Here is a 23,143-nt window from a genome sequence, read left to right as displayed (position 1 = left end):
TGTTGAGAAATAAAAAACCCTATAATACAGAACTTTACTTAAAATCGGATATTCCTCCCGCCAGGGCGGACCAGGGGCTTTCCCCCATTAAAACGTGGGACTGGCGGATGCACAACAAAAAAAGACCTCACACTCTCATGCGAAGTCTTTTTCACCACCATGTCCAATTTTCAATTACAGTATAAATGGAAGATATTATTTATTCACTCTATTTCTTATAAAACTCATCCTGATAAGTATCAATATTATCCTTAGTGATTAATACAGTTCCTGAATCCACTATGGAATCTACCTTTTTGCCTTCCAGATAATCCCTGGCGAATTCACCGGCCGTATATCCCATTTTATAAAAGTTCTGAGCCATGGTTCCCCATACCTTACCGTCTCTGATGTACTGCAGAGTATCCTCATTATCATCAATAGCCAATATAGTAATATCCTTCATTCCAAGCTCTTCAATTGCATTTGCTGCCGAAACCCCTCCGATTGCTTCCAGGCAAAGGATAGTATCAATTTCCGGATGGGCCTTTAGATTATCCTGAAATTTCTGTAATGCCGTTACACTATCGCCCTTATCTTCATCAGTGAGAACTACATTTATACCAGGGTATTCCTTTTTGCACTTTTCCTCAAATGCAGTCTTTTGTTCCAGCTGGTTACTGGTATCCAAATTCGCCATCATAATCATAACATTTGCTTTTCCATTTTTCTCTTCATTAATATAGTCTGCTGCTAATTGACCATAGGCAGTATTATCTGTCCCGATAAAACTCACTCTTCCAGCCTCATCAGAATCTGAACTGATATTAATAATAGGGATGCCCTTTTCCTTCGCCTCTGTATAAAGCCCCTGGACTGCGGAAAAATTATAAGGCGTTGTCACAACCAAATCCGGATTTTCTACCAGTGCATTCTGTAAAGCTTCATACATCTGGGTATCATCCAGTACTGACGGTCCAATGATTTTAAGCTTAAAACCAAATTCTTTCGATGCATCTTTGATTCCATTATCTGCACTTGTAAATACAGCACTTCCAACCAGAGGATTTACCCAAATAACATACGGTTCCTTGCCCGGCGTCTGCTCACCCACTGCCGCATCAGACTTTTTCCCTTGTTCCCCTTCGCTCTTTGCAGCCGAACCGCATGCCACCAATGATAATGCTGCAACACCTGCTAAAATCATAGCAATTATTTTTCTTCTCATACATTTTCCTCTACTTTCTTAAGATTAATCAGTTGTTATTGTTAAACCCAGATTTCCTTTTGTGCCTCCTTTTCCTGTAAAATTGAATATGCGCATTTATCCAGAGTCCGGTTCACCTCATACTCCATATGTTTCCAGACAAGCTGCTGCTTTCATAATCAACTCCTGAGAAAACTTTTCTCTGGGAATATTCGCATACACCTTTCCTCTTCCTAATACAATGATCCTGTCACACATCCCCATCAGCTCCGGCATCTCAGAAGAAACAACGATGACGGCAACTCCTTTTTTTGCCAGTTCAGTGATAACATTATAGATTTCAACTTTGGCTCCAACATCCACTCCACGCGTTGGTTCATCAAGAATCAGCACCTTTAAATCTCTCATCAGCCATTTTGATAATACGATCTTTTGCTGGTTTCCGCCGGAAAGATTCATTATATTATCTTCGATTCCTTGTGCTTTGACTGCTAATATACGGTAATATTTCTCCGCAATACTTCTTTCCTTTTCACGGTCTATCACACCTCGTCCGGCTATCTCCTTAAGGCTGGCAATGGTCATATTTTCACGCAAGCTCATTGGAGCAATGATACCGGATCTTTTCCGGTCTTCCGTTACCAGGCCCATTCCTTTTTTAATTGCATCACTCTGATTTTTGATCTGCAGCTCTTTGCCTTCCAGATATACTGTTCCGGCAGATTTCTTTAAGCTTCCGTAAATCGCATTCATCGTCTCGCTTCTGCCGCTTCCCACTAAGCCTGAGAATCCAAGAATTTCACCTTTCGCTACCGAAAAGCTGACATTCTCTACAACATTTTTATTTTTTATATAGAAATGAGGTACTGTAATTCCTTTTGCTTCTAAAACAGTCTCACCAATTGGAATGTCTTTTTTGGGATACATTTCTTCCACTTTTCTTCCAACCATGCGCTCAATGACTTTATCTACTGTAATTTCATCTTTTTTATCAATTGATATGAGACTGCCATCCCGTAAGACTGCAATTCTATCTGCAAGAGCAAATACTTCTTCCATTTTATGAGAAATGTAAATACAGGAAATTCCTGTCCTTGCCAAATCTTTAATAATGGCCAGAAGATTAGACACATCATGTTCCGTCAAAGCTGAAGTCGGCTCATCAAACAATAAAATCCTGGGGTTTCCGGCTAGGGCTTTCGCAATAGACAAAAGCTGCTGTTGGCTGGTGCTCAGGTTATATACCATTATTTTCGGGCTCACATCCAGATGTACCCTTTTCAGATACTGTTCTGCTTGTGTGTACATCTCATTCCAGCTAATCACGCCTTTTTTGCTTTTCCAATTGCCCATAAAGATATTTTCAGCCACTGTTAAATCTGAATGTAAGCTGATTTCCTGGTGAATCATTTCAATTCCAACTGCACGGGAATCATTGGCATTTTTGAATTCACATACTTTCTCTTCGACAATTATTTGTCCATCATATTCTCCATACGGATAAATTCCGCCTAAGACATTCATCATTGTAGATTTTCCAGCGCCATTCTCCCCTGATAAAGCTAATATCTCGCCGCGGTACAAATCTAAATTTACATTTTTAAATACCGTTACCTTTCCAAATGACTTAGATACTTCTTTCATTTCTAATATTTTTTCCATATTGTTGTCTCCTACGCCCGGCGCTTGCTGCGTTGATACTGATCAAATCCTACCGCTATGATAATAATCAGTCCCATGACAAACTTTTGCCAATATGCCGATACCCCTACGAGATTCATTCCGCTTGACAACACATTCATTAGAAGAGTTCCAAAAACAGTACCCAAAATAGTACCTGCACCACCATTCAGACTGGTTCCTCCAATAATAACTGCCGTAATAACCATCATTTCAATCCCATCACCTACACTTGGCTGACCCGATCCCATCCTCGCCGCCGTCATGATGCCCGATAATGCGGCCATTACGCCGCTTATTATGTATACACTGATTTGTATTTTTGAAACACTGATTCCAGCAAATCCTGCTGTCTCCGGATTGCCCCCAATGGCATATACTTTCCTTCCATAAGTCGTGCGGGATAAAACAAAATGAGCGATAACCGCCAATATAAACGCCAAAATTACAACATTGGGAACTCCTAACAAATTTCCTTTTCCAAAAGAAGTAAAAGAATCTGGTAAAGGATAAACTGCTTGTCCCTTTGTGATGACCAGTACCAAACCTCTTCCCATGTACATAGCACCTAAGGTCGCTATCATTGCCGGGATTTTAAGCTTCACAATACCAAACGCATTAATTCCTCCGAATACGGCTCCGCAAAACAATCCCAAAAGAATAGACACGATGACCGGGACTCCTCTTTGCATGCATAAAGCCGCAGACAATCCACAAAAGGCCACCAAAGAACCTACTGACAAATCCAACCCTCTGATAATCAATACAAATGTCATCCCAATTGCAATAATTAATGTATAAGAGGTATTTCTTAGAATATCCATGATATTTCCAAATGTAAAAAAGATTGGATTATTCATTTGAATCAAAACTGACAGCACAATCAAAATCAAAAAAATACCTGTTTCTTTGGATTTTAACAAACTCTTCATAAATATCTTTGCATTATTTCCCATAGTCCTGCTCCTTTAAACAAATTCAATGAAGGCCTTTAATAAATTTTGAGCCAACAGTTTCTGTCCGGTTCTGTTAAGGTGAAGTCCATCTTCAAGCAATATTTCCTGAGGTAAATACCGTTCATATTCCGGCCCCATATCATTCAATTTAACTTGATATCTTTCTGCAATATCTGCAATAATTTTATTAACCTCTGAAATATTTCGGGTATCATATATCCAATAATCATCTGGAAAGCGTTTTCTTAACCCCCGGTTATCGACTGGAGGAATCGTAGATAATATGATATCCACATTCTCAGACTTTAGTCTGCTCACCATATATTCCAAATTCCTTTGATAGTCCTGAAGGCTTACCGAAGGTTCGCCATCTATGTCCGCATTTTGCCTCATGTCATTTGTTCCCAGAAGAATATGAACTATATCCGGCTTATGATTCATTACGCGAAAATAAAACTTCATCCTCGCATCGTCACTCTTGTCTCCGGATATGGCAGCGTCAACAATCTTTATTTCCGGTTGCCCTTTAAAATATTCTTTTAAGATATTCAGATAACCTTCCCTGTCACTGGTAATGGAATCTCCTACGAATGCAAATGTTTTTATCTTTTTTATGTCCGGAATTTGTACCGTCTTCTTTAATTCTTCTGCTTCTTCTGTACATGTGCAATGAAACTCATCTAAGAATTGTTTCACCTTTTTCTCATCCGCTCCAAATATTGCTGCTAACCTGATGTAATTGTCTTCTGCTAAATTCAGAATCAGCTTATGCATGTTAAACTTTAAGTTATTATATAATTCTGATGATAAGGTTAAATCCATTTGTCTCTCCTCCTTTGCAAGCGCTTTCTAGCCATTAGGTTAAACCTTTTATTATATTTTGTCAATATGCTCTATATATTTCAGCTTATTTTTGTACATATTGTATTATTTTTGAATTTTTATTTGTGAATACGAAATATATTTTGCATTGATTTTGCATTGATTTTTTCTATTTTTGCATTAATGCAAATTTATCTTGATTTTTGCATTAAGTATGCTATGCTATTCTTGTAAGAACTCATTCGACAAATGATATTTTCACGTGAACAGGAGGCATCTACATGGCAACATTAAAAGATGTGGCCGAAAAGGCTAAAGTCAGCATTTCCACCGCTTCCCGCGCTTTAAATGGAAGCCCCAATATATCCGAGCAAACTACAATTCTCATTAAAAAAATTGCTGAAGAACTTAACTACATTCCTAATACGACCGCACAGGTATTGGCAGGAAAACGCTCTAATATCGTTGGTATTATCGTTCCTGAAATAAACAGTGATTACTTTTCCAAAATGATTGAATCAATTGAAACCGAATTGCAAAAAAACCGGTACTCTCTGCTTATCGCAAACACGTATTATGATTCAGATAAAGAAGCTTCTGCCCTTGATAATTTTATAAATCACAATATTGACGGCATTTTTCTGGCTTGCTCCATAAACAATAAGGATCTGAAGCATTATAACCGGAAACTCTCCCTTCACGGTATCCCTTTAATAGCTTTAGACACGAGACTGGAAGGGGCGGACTGCAATCAAATTCGTGTTGATGATACTTTAGGTATGTCAATGGCCGTCTACCATCTATTGGAACGCGGGCATAAACGTATTGGATTTATATCAGACTATATTAATGACAAACAGCTGCGTCCAGATATGTTTCGGCAGGCGCTGATCAATAATCAGTTAAATCCGGCAAAAAGCCAAGTCATTTCTCATCAAACCTGCCGGTTTGAGCAAGCCGGTTATGAAGTCATGAAAATTTTTCTCTCTCAGCCTTCCTATCCCACCGCTTATATTGCCGGATATGATGACATTGCAATCGGTGCAATGCGGGCTATAACAGAAAGCGGCCTTCGGATTCCGGAAGATATTGCAATCATTGGAAATGACAACGGGCGTGCCGGAGAATATCTTCACAAGAAGTTGACCACCCTATCTCCGCCAGTAGAAAAAATGGCACAAGTGGGTGTGGATATGATGCTAAAACTTATCTCCGGAGAAGAAAAGAATATGATACATCACATTTCTTTAATACCAGAGCTATTGGAGCGTGAGACAACATAAAAGTAAAGGAACGCCATTTTTTCCTGACATATAGCGGTTCTTTTGATCAGATAAATAGAAAAAGACATCATATGCTCATATTGCATCTGATGTCTTTGCTTTTAAGGATTTATCTTGCCGCTTTATCTTTAGAACTTTTAACTTTACTATAGTCATTTTATCCATATCACTATTGTATTTTAACAGCAAGAATGCTTCTGACAGCTTTATACAACCTCCTTTAGTTTCAAGGTTATAAAGTTAAGTCAGATGCTGAATAAATCTTAACGTTGTTACATATTCAATTACCACCGAAAAACAGCTTGTTTGCGATACCCTTTAGTTAATGGATACCCTCTATTCTTTTTCAATTTTATCACCATCTAAGGGAACCATAAACACCCGCAGAGCCCGGAATGCCCTGCCACTGCTGAGTCCCCCTCCATAAACGCGGCCTCCTGCGACTGCGCAGGAAGCGTGGATGTGCACAAATAGAGGACTGTCTTTATCCGGATAAATGTCCTCCAAATCCGGGTCCATATCTTCAATGGGCATCACTTCCCCGGTCATGCTGAGAATTTCAGCCGCCCCGCTGACAGGAGTCTTCCCGCAGCGCAGGGGAAGGTGGTTCTGAATCGGAGTGGTGAACACCATATCAATGACGCTTCCCACTGCCCCCATGATATAAACATTTTTCCAATTGTGGTCCAGGATAAAGCCGGTAATGACGGCTTTGATATCCTCTCCCCGGCCCACCGTAACCTCAAATATGGTATATTCCATTTTGCTTTTCACCTTTTCAGCCATATATATTCTCTTTTATCCCAAAAAAGTCCAGGGCAATCCCGCTCAGGGTCTGGATTCCTGTGGTCAGGGCCTTTCGGTCCACGGTAAATCTGCTGCTGTGAATGGGGGTGAATTCCTTTCCTGGTGTTCTGCATCCGATTCTCACAAAGACGCCCGGATACCGGTCCTTGATAAAGGCAAAATCCTCTGCTCCCATGGTGACGATATCCAGCATTTTTACGTGCTCTTCTCCCAACAGCTTTTCCATCACACGCTTTGTCCGTTCCACCCACTGCTCATCGTTGTAAAAAGGCGGCGGCCCTTCCTGAAATATCACCTCAGCCTCTCCTCTTCCGGCTTTTGCAACATTACGGCACACCTCCGTAATCCTTCCGGTGAGATATTCTCTGGTTTCTTTTTTCAAGGCCCTTAAAGTTCCTTTCATCCGGACCTTATCCGGGATCACGTTAAAGGCATCCCCGTCGCTGTGAATGCTGCATACGGAAATGACTGCGCTGTCCAGGGCACTGACCTCTCTTGCCGCCAGGTTCTGAAGCTGAACCACAATATCGGACGCGATAACAATGGAGTCCACAGTTGTATAAGGATGGGCTCCATGGCCTCCCTTTCCTCTTACCATAACTTCAAACTGGTCGGCGCTGGCAAGCATGATGCCTGATTTTAAGCCGATATCTCCAGCGTACAGGTCCGGCATCACATGACAGGCCGCCACCCCTTCAATTTTCTCCAGATCAATTTCTTTTGTTTCCAAAAGCAGCTTTGCCCCGCTGAGGGTTTCCTCGGCAGGCTGGAAAAAGAAATAGAGGTTTCCGGAAAAATGCTTTTTATAATTTTTTAACACACGCAGTGCTCCCAGCAAAATGGCCGTGTGGACATCGTGGCCGCAGGCATGCATGACTCCGTCTTTTTTGCTTTTAGGATCGTGGGAAGGGTCTTCCCGGACAGGAAGGGCATCCATATCCCCTCTTAACAGGAAGTGATGTTCAGGGCCTTCCATTTCCCCTTTTAAAATCGCTATCAGCCCTGTGCTGCCGATGGATTTGATCTCATCACAGTCTGAATGATTTAAAAGCTCTTCTCTGATGAGGCGGCTGGTATTATATTCCTCCATCCCCAGCTCTGGGTTTTCATGGATGTGCTTATACACCTCATAAACAGCCCCTTCCATGTCTGCCATCAATTCTGTTATATTCATTTTTTCTCCTCATGTTCAAGAAAAGCGGACTCTTAAAGAATCCGCTCTTCACCAAAAGCTTCTTATTGTAAGTAGTCCGGCAGAATCCAGAAGGAGCTTTCTCCCTTCATAAATTCCTTGAACTCTTCTGATTTGTATGCTGCAATGACATCCTGAACCCAGGTTTCATCCTTGTGTTTGCCATTTACTACAAGCTGCATCCGGTTATCGGGAAGAATGTCTTTCTGGGACTCCGCTGCCAGAGCTGTTCCAAAATCAATTCCTGCATTGTAAGCGTCGGACCCTCTTAAGATGATGTAGGCGAAGTCTGTTCTCACGCCTGCAATGGTTCCGCCCTTCATTTCCACGAATTCCAGGTTGTGGGGATTTTCCTTTACATCGGCAGTGGTGTACTGAGTGGGTTCCACACCTTCGTTCATGACAATAAATCCGATCTCGCTTAAGAGCTGTAATGAACGGGCTTCGTTGGAAGCATCATTTGGAAAAGCGATCTTGTCTCCATCGGCAACGGCTTCAAGGGAGTCCTTTGTGCCGCTGTAAATGCCTGTAGGCACCGTAGGAATAGCCAGCACCGGAGCCAGCTCTGTTCCCTGGTCCTTGTTAAAGCTCTCCACAAAAGCGGTGTGGGAATCTATGTGCATATCAATTTCATCCTCACTTAAAGCGATTTCTCTCTGAACGGAATCTGTGATCTCCACAGGGGTAAAGGTATATCCCACTTTTTCCAGAATGGGAATGATTCCCGCTTCAAAAAGGTCGCTGGTAGCCGTTGGCATACGTCTGTATTTGATTTCCGGATGGTCCTTGGCTCCGCTTGTGGCCCCTGAAGCTCCGTCTGCCTGGGCGGACTGGGCTGCTGTGGTGCCTTCTGCTGTGGCGGTTCCTGCTGTGGTGGTGTCTGCGGCCGCAGGCTTTGCGCTGTCAGAAGAGCATCCGGTTAAAGAGGCTGCAAAAATGGCTCCTGTTGCGATGGCAAGTATTGCTTTTTGTATTCTTTTCATATGTTTTCTCCTCATTTTGAACTTGAATTTTAGATTTATATGTGTCTCAGCTTGCGGGCTGCTGCATTTCCCAGGGTCTGAATCAGTTGGACCAGAACCACCAGAATGATGACCGTCACCGCCATCAAAGGCATGTTAAGCCTTTCATAACCATAGACAAGGGCTAAGTTTCCCACGCCTCCGGCGCCGATGGCTCCGGCCATTGCCGTGGCTCCTAAAAGTCCGATGGTGCCCGTTGTCAGGGCCAGCACCAGGGAGGCCCGTGCTTCCGGTATTAAGAAATACCAGATCACCTGGGCCGTACTGGCTCCCATGGACTGGGCGGCTTCGATGATTCCTGTATTCACCTCCAATAAGGAACCTTCAAAAAGCCGGGCCAGGTAAGGGGCCACGTGGACGATTAAGGGAATTAATGCCGCTACAGTTCCCACTCTGGTGCCTACCACCGCCTTTGTCAGAGGCATGATCGCAACCATCATGATGATAAAGGGAACGCTGCGCACAATGTTGACCGTTGTGCTGGTGATGAAAAATACAGCTCCGTTTTCCAGAAGCCCATCAGGCCTTGTAAGGACCAGGACAATGGCAAGAAGCATTCCCAAAAGGGCTCCTGCCACCAGGGACCAGCCTACCATATATAAGGTCTGGGAAGCCGCAAGGGCAAGTGTGGAGCCCGGCACTCTCAAATAACTTTCAATCATACTGCCACCTCCTCAGACTCAAAATTCGCTTTTAAATACTGTTCCACCTGGCTGATCTCTTCTTTGCTTCCCTTTACGTGAAGCCCGATAATGGTCAGCACAGAGCCCTGCATTTCATTGACTGACATAAACAGGGTTCTGATCTCAGCCGTAAAACGGTTTCTCAAGTCAGGGGTAAAGGTATCACAGACATTTCCATTGAGGCACCGGACCCTGAAGATTCTGGAGTTCTGCTTCTCTGCCGCTGCCGCCGCAAAAATGGTTTCCGGAATGGACTGGTCCACAACTGTATCCACAAATGCCTTGGTAATGGGCTGTACGGGCCTTGCAAAGACTTCTTTTACATTTCCCATTTCAACCACATAGCCGTCTTCCATCACCGCCACTTTGTTGCATATCTTCTGGACAATGTTGATCTGGTGGGTGATGATCATAATGGTGATATTCAGCTCCCGGTTGACTTTTTGCAAAAGGTTTAAGATGGAATCTGTTGTCTTGGGGTCCAAGGCGCTGGTGGGCTCATCGCAGAGCAGGATGCTGGGGTTGGTGGTCAAAGCTCTGGCAATTCCGACTCTCTGCTTCTGGCCTCCCGACAGCTTTCCGGGGTATGTATCCGCCTTATCGGACAATTCGACGAATTCCAGGATTTCATTGACCCGCCTTTTGATTTCGTCCTTTGGGGTGTGGTTTAAGATCAGGGGCATTGCCACATTTTCAAAAACGGTTTTGGCTTCCAGCAGATTGAACTGCTGGAAGATCATGGAAATGTCTTTTCTGGCTTTTCGCAGGACATTTCCCTTTAATTCATTGATCACAACACCATTTACGATCACCCGTCCGGAGGTGGGCCGCTCCAGGGCGTTCACCATCCGGATCAGGGTGGATTTTCCTGCGCCGCTGTAACCAACCACTCCGAAAATGTCCCCTTTGTCCACGGTTAAGTTTATGTCCTTGCAGGCATGCACCTGCATCTTTTTGCTGTTAAAGGTTTTCTCTACGCTTTCAAATTGAATGATCATCAGATCGCCGCCCTTCATCGGTGGATTCAGCGTTTTACGCCGTATTTGTCAATAACTCCCATCTCTCCCATGAGCTTTTCCAGCTCCAGCAGCTTGCTCCCTTCAAAGTCCTGGTAGGGCTTGCGCAGATGGCCGCCCGGAAGGCCCAGGATGTTTAAAGCGGCCTTAATGACAATGGGGTTGGAAAATGTGTAGAGAGCCTGAAGAAGGGGGAACCATTTAAAATATTCCGCTCTGCCCTCTTCTACTATATCCATGGAAGTCCATGGTCTGGAATAAAGTGCGGCTTCCTCCGGTATGATGTTGCCTCCGATGTTGGCGGTTCCTGTTCCTCCTACGCCAAGGGTAGGAATGACAATGGAGTACTTGGGGAAATCGCAGCACATGATTTTAATTTTTCCTTCACAAAGCCTCTGAACCTGAACCAGTTGTTCCACGCTGGAGGTGGCCTCTTTATCCACTACGAAATGGGGGTGTTTATCGGATAAGGTCTTTACGGTTTCAGGAGTTACTAAAACTCCAAGCCTTGAGGGGTTGTTATAGATTCCGCAGGGAATGTCAACAGCGCTCATACATTCATCTAAGTGGGCAAGGGCGGCTGACTGGGGAACCAGTACATAGGGCGGTACGGTGAAAATGACGCCGTCTGCTCCTTCTGCCTGACAGTATTTTGCAAAGTCCACGCTGGCCTCGGTTGTTAAGGCGGAAGCGGAGAAGAATACCGGAATCCTGCCCTTTGTCATTTTTATGACCTCATGTACGATTTCTTTTTTCTCTTCCAGTGATAAAAGAGTTACCTCACCGGCGGAGCCGAGGACGAAGAGCTGGGAGGTTCCGTATTTAATCTGGCGTTCGATTAATGTTTCAAATGCTTTGTAATCAATTTTATTATCTTCTGTAAATGGCGTTGGCATAGCAACCCATGAGCCTGTTAAATTTATCATGTTTTATTCCTCCTGCCTGTGTAAAAACGTTTTGTTGTATATTAGCATACCATTCCTGTATGTTTCTGTATAATAGGTAAAAAATACAACTGGTCATAAAGTCAGCTTATAGCCAGAGATAGAAAAGGCACCAGCGGAAAGTGACTTTCTTCCGTTGGCGCCTTATTGATATGGTGGTCTTTTTTCTATTTTAATAATCTGTAAATTCTATCCAGAATCACTATTTTCAGTGCTGTTGTTTTAACTGTTAATGATTGTCTTTTCGTCTGATCGTATCATAAGGCGTGTCGAGAAATGCAGCCATGGAGAAAGCTGATGGGATTAATTTTCCAACAGTTTAAACTTTAAAACTTCCTGATTTAATATCTGAGCCTGAGCGGACAGTTCCTCGCTGGAGGAGGAGCTTTCCTGGGCTGTTGCTGCATTGGATTGAACCACGGCTGATACCTGGGACACTCCTTCCCGGATCTGCTCCATTGCCTGCGCCTGTTCCAGGGAAGCGGCTTGAATTTTTCCAATCACCTGCTCCAAAAGACTGGACTTTTCAGCTATCTCCTTTAAGATTTCTGCTGTCTCCTCCGTCTGCTTCCTTCCCTCTGAAACTGACTCTACTGTATGCCCGATAAGCAGGGCAGTCTCTTTTGCCGCCTCGGCGGATTTTGCGGATAGACTGCGTACCTCTCCGGCCACCACAGCAAAGCCCTGGCCTGCGTCACCGGCACGGGCAGCCTCAACCGCTGCATTTAAAGCCAGAATATTGGTCTGAAATGCAATATCCTCAATGATTTTTGTGATTCCCGATATTTTTTCAGAAAACCGGCTCACTTCCTTCATGGCTGCATTCAGGCTTTCCATGTGCTTGTTGCCGTCACTGACTTTTTCATTGGATTGATTTACATAATCAGAGGCTGTCTTTACGTATTCTGTATTTTTCGCGGCCTTTTCAGAAACGTGTTCAATGGAGCCATTTAACCGGTCTACGGTTTCTGCCTGTGTGGCCGAACCGGTGGCAAGGGTCTGGGCAACACCGGAAACCTGGCCTGCACCGTAGCTGACTTCCTGGGCGGAGGAATGAATATTTAAGATGGTATCATTTAAGCGGGAAGCGATCATTTCCATAGAAGTGCGTATGCCGTTAAACTCACCGGGGTATTCACAATCACTTTGAGCTGTGAGATTTCCGCTGGATATCTCCTGTAAAAAAGAGGAAATGTCATAAATGATATCCCTGTATTTTCTCGCCATTTCATTGACTTTTTCTCCGATTCCCCCTATTTCATCCCGGCGTTTTATTTGAAGCTCAATATCCAGATTACCGGCAGACAGCTTGTCAATAGCATCAACCACCTGGTCGATGGGCTTTGTGATATGGCTGGTGATTCGGAGCATGGCTAAAACTGCAAGGGTCATGGAAACGAATCCTAAAATGACGGCATTTAATATGGAGCGGTTGACACCGGACATAAATTCTGATTGAGAAGCTGTCACATTTACTGACCAGCCGTTGGTGTCTTTCACTGGGGCATAGGAGCCGAACTTCTTTTCTCCCTTCCATTGATAAAATTCAAAGCCTGTTTCACCGCTGGTCATTGCGGTTTCCAGCTTTGCAATTTCCCCATATGCTGCCTGATCGGTCTTTGCAGCTTCTATATTATTTTGCTGCGATAGGACTAAGGAAAAATCTTCATGAGCCACTTTTGTGCCTTCACGGTTCAGGATGTAGGTGCTTCCCGTATCTCCGATCTTTGTATCCGCAATCATGGTTTCAAAAACAGAGTAAGGAAATTCCAGCATAATGACCAGGTCGTCATAGGGGTATGCGTATTCAAAGGTTACGGAATCTTTTTGAATCAAAGGCTCTGATAAAGAAGGGGCTTTGCTTTTTGCCTGAAGGTATGGGCTGTTCTCTTTATAAGATTTTCCGTTTACAATGGACAGGCCATCGGAGGAAATGATATCAATATTTTTAAGGCCATATTGAGAACATAAGATTCTTAAGAATATGTTGATGTTGCCTTCTTTTTGCACATTTCCCTTCATGTAAAGGGCAATGGACTCAGATATGATGGAATACTCCTTTAGCTGCTGGGTTATCTTTTCGGATACCAGCTCCGAAGTTTCTTTTAAACTCTTTTCCAGAGACTTTCTTGTGGTTTCATAAGTCAGGTAAATGGAACCTGCGGACAGCACGAATACAATAGAAATGATACACGCCATCGTAAATGTCACCAGTTCTTTTCTTATGCCCTTGCGTTTCCTTTTCATTTTCGTTATCCTCCGATATCCTGTTTGTACTCATGCTGTTGAATTTACAGCAGTTCAATGTGTATATCGGTTAGTTTTTAGATAACTATATCCATTTTACCAATGTTTTACAATAACTTGTTTAATATTTTACAAATAGGAACAGGACACTGGGGATGTGTCCAGTGTCCTGCTTAAGGTAGACTTTTAGATTATTGCATTTCTTATCCGATTATGTTATATTATAACCATAAAGAAATAACCGCCCCTCTACAAGGGGTTGGCCTATTAAAGAATAGAAATTCCATCCTTCAACTGTCCAAAGTTTACAAGGATGGTTTTTCTTTTTCCCATTTACGGGACTTTATACCCTTTGAGGGTATTGAAAAACCTAATTACTTACGATTATCAAACATAAAAGTAAGCAGTGCGAGTATGAACATGCCAAAGGCCATAAGGTCTTTAAAGTCTAAATTCATCTGCTCACCTCCCATCTTAGACGGAAGGCGATGCCCTCCATCTCTATGTACGGAGGCCAACTTCCTTGCAGTGACACGGTTATTTCCTGCCTATAATTATACCATATCCTTATCTGGCAAACAATCTGTTTTTCGTATTATGCATTTCTATAAAACACACCATACTCAATGAAAGATGGAAATAAGTCTATTCAAAAACTTTACTTGATATGATGTTGACTTCCAAAGAATTATCTTTATATTTCCACATTTGATAATTGAAAAATAAAATTCTTAACGAAATCTTGTCTAACTCTTTCTACCCTCAAAAAAGTATTTTGCAGCACAAAAAAACAGCCAAACCCCTGATAAATACCAGGTTTCCGCTGTAAATAAAAAGAGCGAGAGACGGGACTGGAACATTATCGCCGTCCGCAAGTCCGCATAAAATAAGGAGAAACGCACACTGTCTATCAGGTGTCCACAACATTATTTTCTTTCCAGGTTTTATATTAGGATAGGTCAAGGGCTATGCAAAAAGAGGTTGCTCTTGACCTATTCATCAAAAACTTATTTTATCCCAAACAGAAATACTAAAACAAAATATTTATCATTAAATAAACATAATGAGAAGTTTATTACCACCTAAAAATCAATGGCAAACCAGGTCTAAAATCTCTTAATTGATTTGACTGGCCATTATCAAACTCTAGCTCAAGGAGATGTTCCTGACTCTTAATAACTGCAATGTTCTGAATCTTATTAAGAACAACAGCTGCACTGGATAATGCAATATCTTGATTTACATATATTTTTATTGATGTTATTTCTCTTAAAGGTACTTTATGTTCCATCGGTTCTTTATTTTCATCAGAAACACTATCCTGCCTCTTAGCAAAAGAAAGATAAAAATACATTGGTTCACTCAATGGTGTGTTATCAGCTACCTGGATTTTTAGAAAATCTGGCAGATATATTGGCTGGTAATTCCATACTTGAAATGGTAATATTTCATTTTTATCAGCAGTAGGTCGAAATGCCATGCCAAATGGTGAATTTGCATTTTCTTCTAACTCACAACGTTCAAATAGCCTCATTGGTTTGGTGCGTTCATTTTGCACTTCTTCACTATCCTCTACCCATAGAAGTTCTAACATTAAATTATGAAAATAAAATCTTCTATTAGCTGTTCCTTGCCCTGGATGTGTATTTGATGAACCTTCCAATAATCCGAATTCTACTAATAAATCTCCTGCAGGGGCATTCTTTTCTGTACATATATAAATATGATCTATTTCCATAAAATTCACCTCTCTAAACATTATAATATTGCAATAATATTTCAAAAAATATTAACCTTTTGATTTCACTATTATTTCTATTATTCATTTCTATTCCTTCATAACTGTAATCTATGTAACTTCTCATTATTCCGCTTACATGATTATGTTATACAATGTGAATTGGGCAATACTCCTGAAAAAAGGAATTGATTACATGCAATCAGACAAATCATGTAAATTAGTTGAACAGTCTTTAGCGTATCTCGTAACAATTAAAGGTCGTAGCAAAAACACCATACTAGAATATCGTTTGGATCACTCAGTTTCCTATTATTGTTATAATTAGATTTCAAATCGAATAATAAAATTATTTTATCATACTAATATTTGAATATCCATACTGTTATATGAATCTATTAATAACTTGTATAAGAAAACAAACTGTAAAAAAGATAACTCTTTACAATTTCTATAAGGTCGTGGAGTATACTAAAGCAAACCGAAATGGGTTCGTTGCCCTAGTACGAAAGACAACTGATATTCTGAAAAAAGATTGACTGCCAAAGAGATTTTATTTTTATGAGAAATAGTAACCGGATTACATCAGGGCAAATTGTCTATGTTTTTGAAAAGTATGCAGAACGTTAGAGATACTCCAAGAAGTTAACATACATGGTAAGAAAAAAACTTTTCTAGCAGTCAAAACACTGATAATGTACCTTAGCTGTCTACAGCATGAAAAACAAAAAAACAGCCAAACCCCTGATAAATACCAGGTTTCCGCTGTAAATAAAAAGAGCGCGAGACGGGACTCGAACCCGCGACCCCGACCTTGGCAAGGTCGTACTCCACCAACTGAGCCACTCGCGCATAATCAATATTGTGTTGTTTTCCCATTTCTGAGAACACGAAAATTATAGCACACGTTTAAAAAAAATGCAAGAGGTTTTAAAAAATTCTCACCTATTTCCTCCACCCGTATTTCCCAAATTCGTTCTCTATTTCAATCCCTCACCACAGCAGCATCCACCCTCTTATTCCCCCATCCCTCCCCCTCAATCTTTATTATTTTTCCTTTTTTCCTACATTTAAAATGTATTTCCCCTCCAATACAAGGCCCTCACCTAACATTCTCAATTCTTTCGGTTTATGGTTTGACACCCCCTCCCCCCTTCCGTATAATACAAAGAAATTTCAGCAAGGCATTTGAAAAGATGGGAGAAATTTATGAAAGAACTGCTCAAAATGGAACACATTACCAAGTGCTTCGGCGATATGTATGCCAACCGGAATATCAATCTTTCCTTACTGGAAGGAGAGGTACATACCCTTTTAGGGGAAAATGGAGCCGGAAAAAGCACCCTGATGAACATTCTCATCGGTTTATACCAGCCTACAAGCGGACAGATCTTTCTTCGGGGAGAAAATGTCAAAATTGAATCCCCTAAAAATGCCGTCCGCCTGGGAATCGGCATGGTCCATCAGCATTTCATGCTGGTAGAGGCCATGACCGTCTTTGAAAACATCATCCTGGGCCTTAAAAAGGATTCTTCTGTTTTCATAAAAAAGGAACAGCTTAAGAAAGAAATCCTGGACCTTTCCGAGAAATACGGCCTGAATGTGGAACTGGACAGGCTGATTACAGACATTTCCGTAGGGGCCCAGCAAAGGGTTGAAATCTTAAAGGCCCTGTACCGCGGGGCCGAGCTTCTCATATTAGACGAGCCCACCGCAGCCCTGACCGACCAGGAGACAGAAGGACTGTTTGCTATCATCCGCAAACTGACAGGGGAAAATAAATCCGTTATCTTCATTTCCCACAAAATGCGGGAAGTCCTTGCCATCAGTGACCGCATCACCATTTTGCGGGCAGGGGAAACCGTTGCCACCTTGGATAAGGACAAAACAGACGGCTCAGAGCTTGCCAGCCTGATGATCGGCAGAGAAATGGCTCCCAGCCAATACAAAAAGGTCACCTCCCCCGGAGAAGAAGTGCTCCGTTTGGAACATGTTGACTATCAAAAAGAACACAGACACAGCGGCTTAAATGACATAAGCCTTACGGTTGGAAAGAGAGAAATCCTGGGAATCGCCGGAGTGGATGGAAACGGCCAGTCCCAGCTTGCACAGCTTGCCTCCGGAGTCATTTCCCCAGACAGCGGAACCCTGGCATTAAAAACCAGCCGCATATCCCGTTTCGCCCCCAACGGCTTCATCCTTTCCCACGTTTCCCATGTGCCGGAGGACCGGAACAAGATGGGTCTCATCGGAAATATGACTGTCCGGGAAAATCTGGTCTTAAAATCCACGGAAGAAAAGAGATTTTCTTACGGCAGGGGCGCTCTCTTAAAGAGAAAGGCCATCACCGCCTTTGCCCTGGACATGCAGGAGAAAAATGATATCCGCTGTTCTTCCATTGATCAGGAAGTCCGCAACTTGTCAGGAGGAAACCAGCAGAAAATCATCCTTGCAAGGGAAATGGAAAGTAAGCCGGATCTTTTGATAGCGGTCCATCCCACCAGAGGGCTGGACATGGGCGCCGCCCGGTACATTCACGACACCATGATAAAGGCCAGGGACGGAGGCTGCGGCATTCTCTTAATCAGCGCAGACTTTGACGAAATCCTCAAGCTTTCTGACCGGATCATCGTGATGTTTGAAGGGAAGATCATGGGAATTTATCCCGGAGAAAATCCGCCCATCGGGCAGATCTCCCTGGCAATGGCCGGAAAGGGGAATTAACATATGAAGCAAAAAGAAAACCTGACTAAAATCATCGTGCCTGTCATTTCCATTCTGGTGGCATTTATCATGGGAGGCATCATCATCATCTGCCTGGGGAAAAATCCCTTTCAGGCTTACGGATTCTTATTTTCCGGGGCATTTGGAAGCAGCAGAAAGCTGGCCCAGACTCTGGTCATTGCCTGCCCTCTGATTTTCACCGGCTTGAACGCCTCCTTTTCTTATAAATGCGGAGTTTTTAACCTGGGAGGAGAAGGGCAGTTCATTATGGGAGCTGTCGCCAGCATCTTTTTTGTCACCAAAACAGGAGTCCAGGGTGTGCCGGGAATCCTGTTAAGCCTTGGTATGGGTATGATCTGCGGCGCACTTTGGGGAGCTATTCCCGGAATTTTAAAAATCGTTCGGGGATTAAATGAAATGATTGTCAGCATCATGCTCAACTACATAGCCACCCTGTTTATGGGCTACGTCTACACCACCCTTTTGCGGGATGGAAGCGTTCCTCAGACCTTTGCCATTCCCGATACCACGAAAATCCCGGTCATATCCAAGGGCTTTCCCGTTCATTGGGGAATCGCAGCCGCAGTTTTTCTGGCTTTTGCAGGATATTACTTCCTCTTTTGGACCTCCAAAGGCTTTAAGTTAAGAGCCGTAGGGTTAAATGCCACCGCCGCATTTTTTAACGGTTTTCCCGTCAACCGGTATGTGCTGTTTTCCTTTATCGCTTCCGGAGCCGTGGCAGGCCTTGGAGGGAGCGTGGAGCTTCACGGAAAGCAGCTCCGGCTTATGAGCGGCTTTGGGCAGGGCTTTGGATTTGACGGCGTAGCTATCGCCCTCATTGCCCAGCTAAATCCCATAGGAACTGCAATCGTGGCATTTATCTTTGCCGTCTTGAGAAAAGGTGCCAGCACCCTGCAGACGGGAATGCAGATTCCCACTTCAGTGGTGGATATCATTCAGGCCCTGGTCATCATATTTGCCGTTGCAGGCACCGCACTGTTAAGGCTGCCGGAAATCAGACAGTATTTAAACCGGATATCCGGAAAAAAGAAGGAGTGAACCAATGGACGCATTTTTTAACTTGAATTTTTTCGTGGAACTTTTGCTGTCAACCGTGCGCATGGCAACGCCCCTGTTATTGGCCGCTCTGGCAGAAACCTATTCAGAACGGGCCGGACTGGTCAATATCGGCCTGGATGGAATCATGTCCTTTGGGGCATTGGCAGGCTTTCTCATAGGTTTTAAAACGGGAAGTCCCATAGCAGGTATCGCCTTTGGGGCATTGTCCGGAGTGATGATCAATATGATTTACGCCTTCTGCACCATCAGGCTGTGTGCACCCCAGATCGTATACGGTATGGCAATCAACATTTTTGCACCAGCCCTGGCCTCTTTTATTTACCGGCTGTCCTTTTCCGACACCTCCACCCTGATTCAGGGAGTGTCCATGAAGACCATGCCCATTCCGGTCCTCAGCCAGATTCCAATTCTCGGCCCTGTTCTTTTCAACCACCTTCCATTGGTATATGTTTCCTATCTTCTGGTTCCCATCACTGCCATCTTCTTAAATAAGACAAAGGCTGGGCTTAACTTCAAGGCTGTGGGAGAGTTTCCCAAGGCAGCGGAAACCCTGGGAATCAATGTGACCCTTCAAAAGTACATTGCCTGCATCATCTGCGGGGCCCTGGCAGGCACGGGAGGCGCTTATCTGACCATTTGCTACACCAGCACCTATTCCGAGGGAATCGTTTCCGGGCGGGGCTTTATCGCTTTGTCAGCCGTCATCTTCGGGCGCTGGATGCCAACCGGAGTCCTGTTTGCCTGCCTGCTCTTTGGCTTTTGCGACGCCCTGCAGATCCGTTTCCAGCTTTTAAGCCCTTCCACTCCCTACCAGATTCTTCAGATGATGCCTTACATTTTCACTCTGCTGGTCCTGGCTTTCTTTGGAATCAAAAAAAGCGGCCCAAAAGCAAACGGCCAGCCTTACTACCGGGAAGAGCGTTAACGGTAATTCCAGGATATATCCTGAGATTATAAATGATTTTCAACACAGACAAGGAGGATTTAATTATGAAAAAACTACGAACCCCCGCTGCCCTCTTGATGGCTGCCCTTCTGGCTGCCGCGAGCTTATCAGCCTGCTCTGGGCCATCTTCATCCCCATCTGCCCCAACCACGGCTGCCTCTTCCGATGCCGGTTCCTCTGCCCCAGGAACCACGGCTCCCGGCACTTCTGCCGCTGAAACCGCCGCAGACAAGTCCTATAAGATTGCCATGGTGTTAGACTCTTCCATCTCAGACGGAGGCTGGGGCGCAAGCTGTTATCAGGCTATGGTGAATGCCGCCTCTGAATCCGGCTGGGAAACCGTTTACACCGATAATGTGGCAACCGCAGACTATGCCACCGTTATGACCGACTACGCGGAATTGGGCTACGACCTGATCTTTGCCCCCGGAAACCAGTATACCGACGCAGTAAAACAGGTAGCAGGGGAATACCCTGAGATCAAATTTATTCTCTTAAACGGAACAGTAGAAACAGAAAACATCACCTCCGTTCTTCCCGATGCCAAACAGATCGGCTACATGGCCGGCGCTCTGGCAGGCCTTATGAGTAAAACTGGAAATATCGGCTTTATCGGAGGCATGGAGTTAGACACCACAAAAGCCAAGCTGGAGTGCTATGAAAAGGCAGCCCAGAAGATAAACCCTGACATCAAGGTATCCTCCGCCTACGCCGGCTCCTTCAGCGATACGGCAAAGGGCAAGGAAATCGCTTCCTCCATGATCTCCACCTATGACGTGGACATTATGTTCGGCGATGCCTCTGCCGTGGATACGGGCGCAAGGGAAGCCCTGGCAGGCCAGGAGGGCCGGTATGACATCGGTCAGCCAGGTGATCTCGGATCAGCCGATAACAAGGTCATCATCTGCTCCGTTGTGACTGACAATGCAGCTTTGGTGAAAGCCTGCATGGAAGACATGGAAAAGGGCACCTTTGGAGGCCGTACCATTTTCGGGGATTTGAGCAACGGCTGTCTCAGTGTGGGAACATTTTCCAGTCAGGTTCCAAAGGACATTCAGGATGAATATTTGAAAATTGTAGAGGAAATTGAAGCAGGAATCTTTATTCAGTAACCGCGGTAAAATGATGGCAAAGGCTCGCAAAACACTGGTCCGGGGTGATTTGCGGGCCTTTGTTCTGCTTTTTCAAATCCGGTAGATTTTTTTGCTGAAAAATGATAAAATAAGTAAAAACAGCTATGCCGCCCAAAACGGCAGAACGGAGCTTTACATGTCACTCATACCGTTTCAGAAATTGCCGCCCCGAAGACGTACGGAGGATGCGCGTCAATATGCATACCGGATCATACGTCATTTTATTTTAAATCTCCAATTGCCTCCAGGCAGGAAGATGAACGAGGTGGAACTTGCCGAGGCGCTTAATATCAGCCGGACTCCGGTTCACGATACTCTCTATAAGCTTTCCCGAAAGAATCTGGTGGATATCGTTCCTCAGAAGGGGGCCTTTGTATCCGGAATCTCCGTCCATCGAATTGAGCAGACCCTTTGGCTTCACAAACATCTTGGAACGGCAATGCTTCAGAATATTTTTATCCGAAACGTAAAGCAGACTCAGTTCGACATCCTCTACCACACTCTGCACCAGCTTGAAGATTATCTGGCTCAGGAGGATTTCACCCAGCCTGCTCTTTTAATTAACGATTACTACCGCCTTCTCTATGAACTGGCAGGCAAGATGGAACACGTCTGGGAGCCCATCCAGAAGGTAGGCATGGATTTACAGCGTCTTTTATTTTTGTCCACCATGGACCCCTCTGTGACGAGGGATTTTTTAAGGGATTTAACTGCCCTGACCGATGCCCTTGTAAAAAGGGATACGGACCGGGCATGCACCATTTACCACCATCATTTGTCCCGGATACTGCTGCTGGTACAGCCTTTAAGGGACAGCTATCCCAGCTACTTTATTGACGGCAATACTGAACAGAAAGGATTTCTTAACGATGAATGAATTTCAGAAGAACCCATTTGCGCTGACAGGGAAAAAAGCCCTGATTTCCGGAGGAACCGGGGGCCTGGGAAGCGCCATTGCCAGAGCATTTTTACAAAATGGAGCCGATGTGACCGTATGCGGCGGACATCCGGAAAAGGCGGCAGCCCTGGCAGAAGAAGCGAAAGAGGCCGGACGCAGCTTTCTGGCTTTAAGCTGTGACATCAGAAACCCCAAAGAGGTGAGCAGGATGCTGGATGAAGTGGACAAGGCTTTTGGTACCGTGGATATCCTGGTAAACAGCGCCGGAATGAACCGCCTTCTTCCTGCAGAAGATTACGACGAGGACACCTTTGACCTTGTGATGGATTTAAATGTAAAAGGGGTCCATACCGTGACCAGGGCCGTAGGAAAGCGGTTTATGATTCCCAGACAGTATGGCCGCATCGTCAATCTTTCTTCTGTAAAGGGCTTCATTGGAACCAAGCAGGACTACATCGCCTACTGCGCCAGCAAAGGGGCGGTCAATATGTATACGAAACAGCTTGCCTGTGAATGGGGAAAATACGGAATCACCTGCAATGCCATTGCCCCTACCTTTGTCAGAACCCCCATCAACTCCTTTCAGCTTGATGATCCGGTGTTCTTTAAAACCCTGACAGACCGTATCCCACTAGGACGTATCGGCAAGGAAGAGGATATCGCTGCTGCGGCACTGTACTTATCCAGCGATGGAGCGTCTTTTGTCAGCGGGCAGATTCTTGGCGTGGACGGCGGTCTGACAGCCATGCAGTAATCGTATTGATATCAAATTAATCAATCAGGAGG

19 protein-coding genes and 1 tRNA gene are annotated in these 23,143 nt (G+C 44.1%); 7 read left to right on the top strand and 13 right to left on the bottom strand.

The window, feature by feature from the left end:
- Nucleotides 1–208: 208 nt before the first annotated feature.
- The 4 genes from QM657_RS15225 to QM657_RS15210 form a co-directional block, all read right to left on the bottom strand.
- A complete protein-coding gene (locus QM657_RS15225) occupies nt 209–1,207 on the bottom strand; it encodes a sugar ABC transporter substrate-binding protein (protein ID WP_415067553.1) in 999 nt (332 codons plus the stop codon).
- A 117-nt stretch (nt 1,208–1,324) separates the two neighbouring features.
- Entirely contained in the window at nt 1,325–2,848 is a 1,524-nt protein-coding gene (locus QM657_RS15220) for a sugar ABC transporter ATP-binding protein (protein WP_415067552.1), read from the bottom strand.
- Nucleotides 2,849–2,859: 11 nt separating this feature from the next.
- Nucleotides 2,860–3,822, bottom strand: coding sequence for an ABC transporter permease (locus QM657_RS15215; protein WP_415067551.1), 963 nt, complete (start codon nt 3,820–3,822; stop codon nt 2,860–2,862).
- Between the two features lie 12 nt (nt 3,823–3,834).
- Nucleotides 3,835–4,644 carry an SGNH/GDSL hydrolase family protein gene (locus QM657_RS15210; protein WP_415067550.1) on the bottom strand — a complete coding sequence of 270 codons (810 nt, stop codon included), beginning with the start codon at nt 4,642–4,644 and terminating at the stop codon, nt 3,835–3,837.
- Nucleotides 4,645–4,925: 281 nt separating this feature from the next.
- On the opposite strand from QM657_RS15210, the gene QM657_RS15205 reads away from it, so the two are divergent.
- On the top strand, nt 4,926–5,927 hold the full coding sequence (locus tag QM657_RS15205; protein WP_415067549.1) for a LacI family DNA-binding transcriptional regulator: 1,002 nt from the start codon (nt 4,926–4,928) through the stop codon (nt 5,925–5,927).
- A 336-nt stretch (nt 5,928–6,263) separates the two neighbouring features.
- Here QM657_RS15205 and QM657_RS15200 read toward each other — a convergent pair whose 3' ends face one another.
- From QM657_RS15200 to QM657_RS15160, 9 genes are all read right to left on the bottom strand, one after another.
- Nucleotides 6,264–6,713 (bottom strand): PCC domain-containing protein, encoded by a 450-nt coding sequence (locus tag QM657_RS15200; RefSeq protein ID WP_415067548.1) that lies wholly within the window; start codon nt 6,711–6,713, stop codon nt 6,264–6,266.
- Entirely contained in the window at nt 6,706–7,908 is a 1,203-nt protein-coding gene (locus QM657_RS15195; RefSeq protein ID WP_415067547.1) for a M20 metallopeptidase family protein, read from the bottom strand. Before QM657_RS15195 ends, QM657_RS15200 begins: the two co-directional genes overlap by 8 nt.
- Before the next feature lie 62 nt (nt 7,909–7,970).
- Nucleotides 7,971–8,909, bottom strand: coding sequence for a MetQ/NlpA family ABC transporter substrate-binding protein (locus tag QM657_RS15190; RefSeq protein WP_415067546.1), 939 nt, complete (start codon nt 8,907–8,909; stop codon nt 7,971–7,973).
- Nucleotides 8,910–8,944: 35 nt separating this feature from the next.
- Entirely contained in the window at nt 8,945–9,610 is a 666-nt protein-coding gene (locus QM657_RS15185) for a methionine ABC transporter permease (RefSeq protein WP_415067545.1), read from the bottom strand.
- Nucleotides 9,607–10,629 (bottom strand): methionine ABC transporter ATP-binding protein, encoded by a 1,023-nt coding sequence (locus tag QM657_RS15180; protein ID WP_415067544.1) that lies wholly within the window; start codon nt 10,627–10,629, stop codon nt 9,607–9,609. Before QM657_RS15180 ends, QM657_RS15185 begins: the two co-directional genes overlap by 4 nt.
- A 26-nt stretch (nt 10,630–10,655) precedes the next feature.
- Nucleotides 10,656–11,573, bottom strand: coding sequence for a dihydrodipicolinate synthase family protein (locus QM657_RS15175; RefSeq protein ID WP_415067543.1), 918 nt, complete (start codon nt 11,571–11,573; stop codon nt 10,656–10,658).
- A 321-nt stretch (nt 11,574–11,894) separates the two neighbouring features.
- On the bottom strand, nt 11,895–13,838 hold the full coding sequence (locus QM657_RS15170) for a methyl-accepting chemotaxis protein (RefSeq protein WP_415067542.1): 1,944 nt from the start codon (nt 13,836–13,838) through the stop codon (nt 11,895–11,897).
- Between the two features lie 1,075 nt (nt 13,839–14,913).
- Nucleotides 14,914–15,576, bottom strand: coding sequence for a hypothetical protein (locus QM657_RS15165; protein WP_415067541.1), 663 nt, complete (start codon nt 15,574–15,576; stop codon nt 14,914–14,916).
- Nucleotides 15,577–16,355: 779 nt separating this feature from the next.
- A tRNA-Gly gene (locus QM657_RS15160) sits at nt 16,356–16,428 on the bottom strand.
- A 357-nt stretch (nt 16,429–16,785) separates the two neighbouring features.
- Between QM657_RS15160 and QM657_RS15155 the strand changes: the two genes are divergently transcribed.
- The 6 genes from QM657_RS15155 (at nt 16,786) to QM657_RS15130 (ending at nt 23,111) form a co-directional block, all read left to right on the top strand.
- Nucleotides 16,786–18,300 carry an ABC transporter ATP-binding protein gene (locus QM657_RS15155; RefSeq protein WP_415067540.1) on the top strand — a complete coding sequence of 505 codons (1,515 nt, stop codon included), beginning with the start codon at nt 16,786–16,788 and terminating at the stop codon, nt 18,298–18,300.
- Between the two features lie 3 nt (nt 18,301–18,303).
- A complete protein-coding gene (locus QM657_RS15150) occupies nt 18,304–19,359 on the top strand; it encodes an ABC transporter permease (RefSeq protein WP_415067539.1) in 1,056 nt (351 codons plus the stop codon).
- Between the two features lie 4 nt (nt 19,360–19,363).
- Entirely contained in the window at nt 19,364–20,305 is a 942-nt protein-coding gene (locus QM657_RS15145; RefSeq protein WP_415067538.1) for an ABC transporter permease, read from the top strand.
- A 65-nt stretch (nt 20,306–20,370) separates the two neighbouring features.
- Complete coding sequence (locus QM657_RS15140; RefSeq protein ID WP_415067537.1) at nt 20,371–21,438, top strand: BMP family protein; 1,068 nt, start codon at nt 20,371–20,373, stop codon at nt 21,436–21,438.
- Between the two features lie 157 nt (nt 21,439–21,595).
- On the top strand, nt 21,596–22,336 hold the full coding sequence (locus tag QM657_RS15135; RefSeq protein ID WP_415067602.1) for a GntR family transcriptional regulator: 741 nt from the start codon (nt 21,596–21,598) through the stop codon (nt 22,334–22,336).
- Complete coding sequence (locus tag QM657_RS15130) at nt 22,329–23,111, top strand: SDR family NAD(P)-dependent oxidoreductase (RefSeq protein WP_415067536.1); 783 nt, start codon at nt 22,329–22,331, stop codon at nt 23,109–23,111. The genes QM657_RS15135 and QM657_RS15130 overlap by 8 nt, the downstream gene beginning before the upstream one ends.
- The last annotated feature ends 32 nt before the right edge of the window (nt 23,112–23,143 follow it).

It is taken from the genome of Lacrimispora sp., assembly GCF_047605665.1.
GTDB lineage: Bacteria > Bacillota > Clostridia > Lachnospirales > Lachnospiraceae > Lacrimispora.
This window is presented reverse-complemented; position numbering and strand designations above follow the sequence as displayed.